The following is a 9281-nucleotide window of genomic DNA, read 5'->3' as shown; positions in this document are numbered from 1 at the left end:
CTGTGCGGAAGGAGGCACCATTAGCCCCCTGTCAGGAATAGTAGGAAGCATACAGGCCAATGAGGCCCTCAAGCTTATCATAGGCATAGGCGAGCATTTAAGCGGAAGGCTGCTTACAGTTGATACTCTGGGGCTTAAGTCAAATGTGCTTAAGATAAAGAAGAACTGCAACTGTCCCCTCTGCGGCAGGGCCCCTGTAATAACAGATGTAAATGATTTTGATTATGAAGAGTTCTGCGGACTTAAGCAGGAAGAGACAGAAGCGCCTGTTGAAGGCTTTACCCCTGAAGAGCTGGCCAGAAAGATCGAAAACGGTGAACCCGTTACCATAGTTGATGTAAGGGAGCCACACGAAAGGGCAATTGTAAAATTCCCGGATGCCCTGGTGATCCCTATCGGACAGTTGGCAAGGAGACAGAAGGAACTTGATCCTGAAATAGATACAGTCTTTATCTGTAAGGAAGGAAAGAGAAGCATTCTGGCTATCAATACCCTCCGTGAAGCAGGATATAAGGGCGCACTTTATAACCTTAAGGGCGGAATGGATGCCATGAAAGACATCATATTCTCACACGAGGGAGGCTTCCTGTAAAAATATGTCAGGGAAGCAGGTATTACGTATATTTGAACGAAAAGGGAATTGTGCGATTTCTAATTCGTTTGATATAGATCATCATAGTTGTCAAAACTAACAAGGAGGACTGACAAATGGCAAAAGAAACAGAAACAAACGCACAGGGCATCAACGCACTTGGAGCAGCAGCAGCCTATAACCTGGCCAATGTTACCAAGACAAAACCCCAGTATGGAGCACTTACCCCCAAGTGGCTTACAAAGTTCCTTGAGTTCAAGGGACTTGAGACAGGCATCTTCCGTGTAAACAAGGTTGTGGAAGGCGAGACCCCCCTCGATGTTCTCTGCAGCCAGACAAAGAAGAGCGACATCATCCCTCAGGGCTACATTGAGTATGAGACTGAACCCCGTGAGTACAGGCTCAATTCAATCTCAACCATCATCAATGTAAATACCGCTATCGAGGACGTTTACAGCGCACCTTACGATCAGGTTCAGGAGCAGCTCGGTCTTGCTATCGAGTCCCTTCGTGAGCGTCAGGAGAGCCAGCTCATCAACAACGATGATTACGGTCTTTTAAAGAACGTTCCCGATTCACAGAGAATCCAAACCAGAAACGGCGCACCTACTCCTGATGATCTCGACGAGCTCATCACAAAGGTATGGAAAGAGCCTTCATTCTTCCTTGCTCATCCAAGAGCTATCGCAGCATTCGAGAGAGAATGTACAAAAAGAGGCGTACCGCCCGTTACAACAAACATCGCAGGCGGCACATTCATCGTATGGAGAGGAATCCCGATCATTCCTACAGACAAGCTCCTCGTTGACGGTCTCAAGAATCCAAAGAGCAAGAGCGGCAAGACAAATATCCTTCTCGTTCGTACAGGTGAGGCTAAGAGAGGCGTTATCGGTCTTTTCCAGCGCAATCTCAAGAATGAACAGTCAAGAGGACTTTCAGTTCGTTTCAGAGGTATTGACGATAAGGGCGTTGCTTCTTATCTGCTTTCACTCTACTGCTCGGCAGCTATTCTCTCAGACGACGCTATCGCTGTTCTCGAGGATGTCGAGGTAGGTGAATACTATGACTACGACTAATTACGGTATACCATCTGAGTCAGAGCTTGAGAGCCTTGCAAATTCACTGTTTCCAGACTTTGATGCAGCACGCTGTGCAGGCGGCATAGAGGCACTTGTCACAAGCGGCGATACTTCCGTTATAAACGATGCATTCAACAAAGCAGCATCATACGGCGGCGGTACGAACTACGCTTCACCGGCAGAGCAGGCTTTCAGCGGCTACGGCAGCGTTTCCGAGTTCGAACAGATAGCCAATGAGTATAACGGCGGTTACGGCAGTGTATCTGAGTACGAGCAGGCAGCAGACAGCTACGGTGCTTCACCTGTAATCGGAGCTGCACAGCAGTACAGCACTTTCGATACATATACAGCTCTGCAGGAGCAGCCTACATCGGGCGGATATGCACCTGTAGTTCTTTCACAGGGACAGGCTGACAGCTATGTTCCAAAGAATACACAGCAGGCAGCTGCACCCACTGTTCCGACAGTAAAGTCTGACAGCCAGATAATCGTCGGCACAAAGACTCTCGCTCAGATAAGAAACGATTTCCCAATACTCAGCGAAAAGATAAACGGTCACGACCTTGTATGGCTTGACAACGGTGCTACAACACAGCGTCCGCAGCAGGTCATAGACAGGATCAGCTACTACTATACACACGAAAACTCAAACGTTCACAGAGGTGCTCATGAGCTTGCTGCACGTTCTACCGACGCATACGAAAATGCAAGGCAGATAACAGCTGACTTCCTCGGTGCTCCCTCAAAGGACAACATCGTTTTCGTAAGAGGTACGACTGAGGCCATAAACCTCGTTGCAAATGCTTACGTTAAGCCTCTCTTGCAGCCAGGCGATGAGATAATCCTCACTATGCTCGAGCATCATGCAAACATAGTTCCGTGGCAGCTCATCTGCGAGGAAACAGGAGCAGTCATCAAAGTAGTTCCTGTTGACAAGAGCGGTCAGCTTATCATATCAGAGTACGAAAAGCTCTTCACAAGAAGGACTAAATTCGTATCTGCAACTCACGTTTCCAATGCTCTCGGCACTGTAACTCCTATTGAGGAGCTTGTGGCTATAGCACACGCTCACGGAGTACGTATACTCATTGACGGTGCGCAGTCAATAGCTCATATCCCCGTTAACGTTACAGCTCTTGATACTGATTTCTTCGTGTTCTCTGGGCACAAGATATTCGGACCTACAGGCATCGGTGCAGTATACGGCAAATCCGATGTTCTCGAAGCTGCAAGACCTTATCACGGCGGCGGAAATATGATAAAGGACGTTACTTTCGAGCGTACTATCTACAATCCCGCTCCCAACAAGTTTGAGGCAGGTACAGGCAGTATCGCAGACGCAGTGGGTCTCGGTGCAGCACTTGAATACCTCAATTCTATCGGTATGACAGAGGTAAACCGCCATGAGCATGAGCTTCTGGTATACGCTATGAAGGAAATGCAGAAGATAAACGGTCTTCACCTCATCGGTACAGCTACAAATAAAGCAAGTGTACTTTCATTCGTTCTTGACGGCGTGGACAACGAAGCAGTCGGTCAGCGTCTCAACGAACTTGGCATAGCAGTCCGCACAGGTCATCACTGTGCTCAGCCTATACTCCGTCATTTCGGACTTGAAGGCACTGTTCGTCCCACACTTGCGCTCTACAATTCATTCAACGATATTGACAGACTTGTACAGGGCATAAGAACACTTGTGTAAACCTGATATATATTTACAGGACGGTATTTTTATATCGTCCTGTAAGCTATTTTTTCACGAATAGTGGTGATACAATGAAATTCAATACATCGCTGCTTCACAATGCAAAATTCAACGGTGAAGACCGAGGAGCAACTTTGCCTCCGCTTTATCAGGTCAGTGCATTTGCCTGTGAATCGGCAGAACAGCTTGAAAAAGTATTCAACAACAAAGCGGCAGGTTTTTCCTATACAAGAGTAGGAAATCCTACAGTCAGCGCATTTGAGAACCGTATAGCCGCACTTGAAGGCGGTATCGGCGCAGTTGCCTGTTCATCAGGAATGGCAGCAATAACCGCAGTTCTGCTGAATATACTTCGCTCAGGCGATGAGGTCATAGTCAGCACAGGGCTTTTCGGCGGAACTATCGACCTTTTCAATGACCTTAAAGCCTTCGGCATAACAGCGCACTTCCTTGAAGCAATAACCTATGACAGTGTTGCTACTGCGGCAAATGAGAATACAAAAGCTGTATTTACAGAACTTATCGGCAACCCCAAACTCGATGTAGTCGATCTGGACAGCGTTTCAAAAGCGTGTAAGGAGAAGGGCATACCTCTCATAGTTGACAGCACGACTGCAACCCCATACATAATCAATCCGCTGAAGCATGGTGCGGATATAGTGGTACATTCATCATCAAAGTACATCAACGGCGGCGGAAACTCCATAAGCGGCATAATCGTTGACAGCGGAAAATTCAAGTGGGACATCAAAAGATACCCGAGCTTTGAGCCTTATGCGAAATTCGGACCGTTCGCCTTTATGTCAAAGCTAAGGAACGGCTTATGGCGCAATACAGGCGGCTGTCTTTCACCGTTCAACGCTTATATGAATATAGTCGGACTTGAAACTCTCGGTCTGCGTATGGAACGCTGCTGCAACAACGCGCTGAAGCTTGCGGAGTTTTTTGAGTCACTTGACAATATAGAGGTAAATTATCCTGCACTTCCCTCCTCTCCTTATTATGAGCTGACGCAAAGTGAGCTTTCGGGCAAGGGCGGTGCTATAGTAACAATAAGAGCAGGTAGCAAGGAAAAGGCATTCAAGCTCATGGACAGTATTGAATTTGCATCTGTAGCCACAAATATCGGTGATGTCCGTACCCTTGTCATTCACCCTGCAAGCACAATATATACTCATAATACCGAACAGCAGCGTATAAGTGCGGGAGTATATGACGATACTATACGCATAAGCGTCGGAATAGAAGATATAGACGATCTTATCGAAGATTTCAGACAGGCTGTAGAGAGCCTGTAAAGGAGGATATACATGGCAGAGTTCAATATTACAGATTCAATCGACATCACTGATGTAAATTGCCCTATAACTTTTGTTAAGGCAAAGATAGCTCTTGAAGAGCTTGACGACGGAGATATACTCTCCATAAAACTTAACGACGGCGAACCCGTACAGAACGTCCCTAAGAGCATCAAGGAAGAGGGACACAAGGTGCTCAGCCTTACAGACAACGGCGACGGCACATTTGAGCTTATCGTACAGAAAGTCGGTGACTGATATGCCTGCAAGGATAAGCAAAGACGAATTCGACAGCGAAGTACTCAGCTCAGAGCTGCCCGTACTTGCTGATTTCTATTCTGACAGCTGCATACCATGCAAGCGTATGTCTCCCATACTGAGCCAGCTTGAAACAGAGTATGCGGACAAGATAAAAATAGTGAAGATAAACACAAACTTCGAGAAGGAGCTTGTGGAAAAATACAGTATACAAGCCGCTCCCACACTTATCCTCTTCAACAAAGGCGCGGAAGTATCACGTATCAGAGGTGCGGTAAAAAAAGACGAGATAATAACTCTTATAGATAATACTATTTAAGGAGCAGATATAAATGAAGATCACAGTTGCAGGAGTAAAAAAGGAAGTTGCCGACGGACTTACCGTTGCACAGCTTGTTATTGACGAAAAAGTTGAAACACCCGAATACGTAACTGTCACTATCAACGATGATTTCGTTGACCACGGTCAGTTTGAGGAAACCGTACTGAAAGACGGTGACACAGTAGAATTCTTATACTTTATGGGAGGCGGTCAGTAATGGCATTCACCAATGAACAGATAGAACGTTATTCGCGCCATATCATACTCAAAGAGGTAGGTGCAAAGGGACAGAAGAAGCTCCTTAACGCAAAGGTACTCGTTATCGGTGCAGGCGGTCTTGGCGCACCTGTTGCAATGTATCTTGCAGCAGCAGGTATCGGTACTATCGGTATCGCTGACGCTGACGAGGTAGACCTTTCCAACCTCCAGAGACAGATAATCCACCAGACAAAGGACGTAGGCAAGCCGAAGGTACAGTCCGCAAAGGAAACTATGGAGGCTATGAACCCTGATGTAAAGGTCATAACCTACCATGAGTTCATCACAAGTGAAAATATCCTCGACATCATCAAGGATTACGATTTCATCATCGACGGTACTGATAATTTCCCTGCAAAGTTCCTTATAAACGATGCCTGCGTTATGGCTAAGAAGCCTTTCTCACACGCAGGAATTATCCGTTTCCAGGGACAGCTCATGACCTATGTTCCCGGTCAGGGACCTTGCTATCGCTGCGTCTTCAAGGAACCGCCCCCGAAGGACGCTGTACCTACCTGCAAGCAGGCAGGCGTTATAGGCGCAATGGGCGGTGTTATCGGAAGCTTGCAGGCTATGGAAGCAGTAAAGTACATTCTGGGTGTGGGAGAACTCCTCACAGGCTATCTCCTCACATATGATGCACTGAAAATGCAGTTCAGAAAGGTAAAGCTCCCGAGCGATACCCACAACTGCGCAGTATGCGGTGATAATCCTACAATAACCGAGCTTATCGACTACGAACAGGCAGAATGTGACGGTGTTGGTCTATGATAAAACTCAGCAAAAGCGATTATGAGAAGATAGTTGCACACGCAAAAAGCGAAGCTCCTGTTGAAGCCTGCGGACTTATCGCAGGTGAGCTGAGCGGCAGCGACAAGATAGTGAAAAAGGTCTATATCCTTACAAATGTAGATCATGCTGAGGAGCATTTCACCCTTGATCCTAAGGAGCAGCTCTTTGCAGTAAAGGACATGAGAGCCAACGGTCTTACTCCCCTTGGCAACTGGCACTCTCACCCTGTTTCTCCTTCACGCCCTTCCGATGAGGACAAGAGACTTGCCTACGACAGCAGTGCAAGCTACATGATAATCTCACTTATGGACGACGAGCCTGTTCTCAATTCATTCCACATCGAGGGTGACAAGGCTGAAAAGGAAGAACTCGTCATAGTACAGGACTAAAGCTATGTACGATATTATAATTCTGGGCAGCGGTCCTGCGGGACTGTCTGCCGCTGTATATGCCAGCCGTGCAGGTCTCAGCTTTGTAGTTATAGAAAAGGAGTACATGGGCACGGGACAGATAGCCTATACCGAACAGGTGGACAACTACCTCGGATACTACAGTATCGACGGCTTTTCTCTCGGTGAGAAATTCCGCGAACACGCTGAGGCTTTAGGTACTGAGTTTATCGAGGGCGAAGTCACGGAGCTTTCCCGTACAGACAGCATCTGGAAGGTCGTACTTTCTGACGGCAACAGCGTTGAGTCAAAGACAGTGATATACGCTCTCGGTGCTTCACCGAGAAAGCTTGGAATTGCAGGCGAGGAAGAGTTCGCAGGCAGGGGAGTTTCCTACTGTGCTCTCTGTGACGGAGCATTCTTCGAGGGCAGAACAGTGGCTGTCATCGGTGGCGGAGATACCGCGCTTTCAGACGCTCTGTACCTTTCAAAAACGGCTGAAAAGGTGTATATCGTACACCGTCGGAATGAGTTCAGAGCAAATGCTTCGCTGGTAAAAAAGGCGGAAGAAGCTGCAAATATCGAGTTCGTTCTTGAAGCCGTACCTGCTGAAATAATCGGCTCGGATTCGGTCACAGGCATAAAGCTCGTTCAAAAAGGTGCCGAGAAAACTCTCAGTATTGACGGCGTTTTCGTTGCAGTGGGCTCACTGCCGAATACTTCCCTGCTCAAAGGTACAGCCGATCTTGACGAAAGAGGATATGTCATTGCAGATGAAAGCGGCATCACCTCAGCGGAGGGATTGTTTGCAGCAGGAGATGTGCGTACAAAGGCAGTCCGTCAGGTAATAACCGCAGCAGCAGACGGTGCAAATGCAGCTGTATCTGCACTGAACTACATCAATGATAAATACTGAGCAAAGCACGGACTTTAGTTCGTGCTTTTATTTCACGGGCAGAACAGTTATAGCCAAAACCTATAACTCAGAATAAACAAAAAGAATATTCAAGGGGCTTGATTTCAGACTGAAACAGGTGTATAATATACTTAACAGATAGGAATTATTAGTTTACTATCAGAAGGAGGAAATAAATATGTCAAAGATTTATAAGGGTGCAACAGGTCTTATCGGTAATACACCGCTTGTTGAGTTCACAAACATTGAAAAGTCACAGGGTATAAACGCAACTGTACTTGCTAAGCTTGAATACTTCAATCCCGCAGGAAGCGTAAAGGACAGAATCGCTCTTGCTATGATCGAGGACGCAGAAAAAAGAGGAGTTCTCAAAAAGGGCGCAACTATCATCGAGCCAACATCAGGCAATACAGGTATCGGTCTTGCTTCTATCGCAGCAGCAAAGGGCTATAAGATAATCCTTACAATGCCTGAGACCATGAGCGTTGAGAGAAGAAATATCCTCAAGGCTTATGGTGCAGAGATAGTTCTCACAGAAGGCTCAAAGGGCATGAAGGGTGCTATCGCAAAGGCCGAGGAGCTTGCAAAGGAAACTCCCAACAGCTTCGTTCCAGAGCAGTTTGAGAACCCTGCCAACCCTGAAATACACAGACTTACAACAGGTCCTGAGGTATGGAACGATACTGACGGAAAGGTAGATATATTTGTTGCAGGTGTAGGTACAGGCGGTACAGTAACAGGTACAGGCGAATACCTTAAATCTCAAAATCCAAACGTAAAGGTAGTCGCAGTTGAGCCTGAGGATTCTCCTGTTCTTTCAAAGGGCACAGCAGGTCCGCACAAGATACAGGGTATCGGTGCAGGATTTGTTCCAAAGACTCTCAATACCGATGTATATGACGAAGTCATCGCAGTTTCAAACGAAGCTTCATTTGAAACATCAAAGCTCATTGCAAAGCAGGAGGGCATACTCGTTGGTATTTCAGCAGGTGCTGCTTACTACGCAGCTTTAGAGCTTGCAAAAAGACCTGAGAACAAGGGCAAAACAATAGTTGCTCTGCTTCCCGACAGCGGTGACAGATACTATTCTACACCTCTTTTCAACGACTGATAAACATACAGCTCAGATCTTTCGGTTTGAGCTGTTTTTATGCCATAATATAACAAAAAAATATCCCAAAGCAGTTTTGAACTGCTTCGGGATATGTTGTATTCATATGTAATACATAGGTTCAAGTGCGTCCGTTTGCTTCTCGATATATTTATCTGCAAGATCTTTCAGTGTCAGTTTTTGTGAGAACTTCTGAAGGTAGTCATTTACAGGCGTCCATAAGCACTCGGATATTGTTTCTGTAGCCGTGGCTTCAAGCTGACCGTTGAATACGGAAGGCGTAAATATTGTATCATCGAGGGCGTTTACTATCTCATTTATTGTTATTTGAGCAGGATCACGTGCAAGGACATATCCGCCGCCCGAGCCTTTAACACTTCTCAGAAAATCAGCGTGTTTCAGAAGCGGTACGATCTGTTCAAGATATTTTGCTGAGATATTATTCCTCTTTGATACTGCGTTAAGTTTGACTATATTGTTATTTCTTGAATTGACGGCTATATCTACAAGCGCAATAATACCGCATTCGACCTTTGATGATACTCTCATTTTGTTCCTCTC

12 protein-coding genes are annotated in these 9281 nt (G+C 46.4%); 11 read left to right on the top strand and 1 reads right to left on the bottom strand.

Annotation, left to right across the window (positions count from 1 at the left end; translation table 11 throughout):
* The 11 genes from QZZ41_RS01985 to cysK form a co-directional block, all read left to right on the top strand.
* The coding region (locus tag QZZ41_RS01985; protein WP_295067377.1) for a rhodanese-like domain-containing protein at positions 1-592 on the top strand (592 nt) is incomplete at its 5' end.
* A 116-nt stretch (positions 593-708) separates the two neighbouring features.
* On the top strand, positions 709-1668 hold the full coding sequence (locus QZZ41_RS01980; RefSeq protein ID WP_295067374.1) for a family 2A encapsulin nanocompartment shell protein: 960 nt from the start codon (positions 709-711) through the stop codon (positions 1666-1668).
* Complete coding sequence (locus QZZ41_RS01975; protein WP_295067371.1) at positions 1655-3373, top strand: cysteine desulfurase; 1719 nt, start codon at positions 1655-1657, stop codon at positions 3371-3373. The genes QZZ41_RS01980 and QZZ41_RS01975 overlap by 14 nt, the downstream gene beginning before the upstream one ends.
* 74 nt (positions 3374-3447) lie before the next feature.
* Positions 3448-4674: an aminotransferase class I/II-fold pyridoxal phosphate-dependent enzyme gene (locus tag QZZ41_RS01970; protein ID WP_295067367.1), complete on the top strand. Its 1227-nt coding sequence runs from the start codon at positions 3448-3450 to the stop codon at positions 4672-4674.
* Between the two features lie 12 nt (positions 4675-4686).
* Positions 4687-4932, top strand: a complete 246-nt coding sequence (locus tag QZZ41_RS01965) for a sulfurtransferase TusA family protein (protein ID WP_074715588.1) — start codon at positions 4687-4689, stop codon at positions 4930-4932.
* On the top strand, positions 4901-5251 hold the full coding sequence (locus tag QZZ41_RS01960) for a thioredoxin domain-containing protein (protein WP_295067362.1): 351 nt from the start codon (positions 4901-4903) through the stop codon (positions 5249-5251). Before QZZ41_RS01965 ends, QZZ41_RS01960 begins: the two co-directional genes overlap by 32 nt.
* Before the next feature lie 13 nt (positions 5252-5264).
* Complete coding sequence (gene thiS / locus QZZ41_RS01955; protein WP_295067360.1) at positions 5265-5471, top strand: sulfur carrier protein ThiS; 207 nt, start codon at positions 5265-5267, stop codon at positions 5469-5471.
* A complete protein-coding gene (locus QZZ41_RS01950; RefSeq protein WP_295067357.1) occupies positions 5471-6283 on the top strand; it encodes a molybdopterin-synthase adenylyltransferase MoeB in 813 nt (270 codons plus the stop codon). The genes thiS and QZZ41_RS01950 overlap by 1 nt, the downstream gene beginning before the upstream one ends.
* Positions 6280-6693: a M67 family metallopeptidase gene (locus tag QZZ41_RS01945; RefSeq protein WP_295067354.1), complete on the top strand. Its 414-nt coding sequence runs from the start codon at positions 6280-6282 to the stop codon at positions 6691-6693. The genes QZZ41_RS01950 and QZZ41_RS01945 overlap by 4 nt, the downstream gene beginning before the upstream one ends.
* A 4-nt stretch (positions 6694-6697) precedes the next feature.
* Positions 6698-7609, top strand: a complete 912-nt coding sequence (trxB, locus tag QZZ41_RS01940) for a thioredoxin-disulfide reductase (protein WP_295067351.1) — start codon at positions 6698-6700, stop codon at positions 7607-7609.
* A 178-nt stretch (positions 7610-7787) separates the two neighbouring features.
* Positions 7788-8720, top strand: coding sequence for a cysteine synthase A (cysK, locus tag QZZ41_RS01935; RefSeq protein WP_295067348.1), 933 nt, complete (start codon positions 7788-7790; stop codon positions 8718-8720).
* A gap of 102 nt (positions 8721-8822) precedes the next feature.
* Here cysK and QZZ41_RS01930 read toward each other — a convergent pair whose 3' ends face one another.
* The gene (locus tag QZZ41_RS01930; RefSeq protein WP_295067345.1) at positions 8823-9269 is read right to left on the bottom strand and encodes an Rrf2 family transcriptional regulator; all 447 of its coding nucleotides are present in this window, start codon (positions 9267-9269) and stop codon (positions 8823-8825) included.
* Positions 9270-9281 lie beyond the last annotated feature (12 nt).

The sequence above is a fragment of the Ruminococcus sp. genome, assembly GCF_016283395.1.
The sequence above is the reverse complement of the archived record's forward strand: the minus strand, read 5'-3'. Positions and strand labels throughout refer to the sequence as shown.

Bases quoted from the DNA above. Each gene is read 5' to 3' on its own strand.
- QZZ41_RS01980 (WP_295067374.1), top strand. From the start codon at position 709: ATGGCAAAAGAAACAGAAACAAACGCACAGGGCATCAACGCACTTGGA.
- QZZ41_RS01975 (WP_295067371.1), top strand. From the start codon at position 1,655: ATGACTACGACTAATTACGGTATACCATCTGAGTCAGAGCTTGAGAGC.
- QZZ41_RS01970 (WP_295067367.1), top strand. From the start codon at position 3,448: ATGAAATTCAATACATCGCTGCTTCACAATGCAAAATTCAACGGTGAA.
- QZZ41_RS01965 (WP_074715588.1), top strand. From the start codon at position 4,687: ATGGCAGAGTTCAATATTACAGATTCAATCGACATCACTGATGTAAAT.
- thiS (WP_295067360.1), top strand. From the start codon at position 5,265: ATGAAGATCACAGTTGCAGGAGTAAAAAAGGAAGTTGCCGACGGACTT.
- QZZ41_RS01950 (WP_295067357.1), top strand. From the start codon at position 5,471: ATGGCATTCACCAATGAACAGATAGAACGTTATTCGCGCCATATCATA.
- QZZ41_RS01945 (WP_295067354.1), top strand. From the start codon at position 6,280: ATGATAAAACTCAGCAAAAGCGATTATGAGAAGATAGTTGCACACGCA.
- trxB (WP_295067351.1), top strand. From the start codon at position 6,698: ATGTACGATATTATAATTCTGGGCAGCGGTCCTGCGGGACTGTCTGCC.
- cysK (WP_295067348.1), top strand. From the start codon at position 7,788: ATGTCAAAGATTTATAAGGGTGCAACAGGTCTTATCGGTAATACACCG.
- QZZ41_RS01930 (WP_295067345.1), bottom strand. From the start codon at position 9,269: ATGAGAGTATCATCAAAGGTCGAATGCGGTATTATTGCGCTTGTAGAT.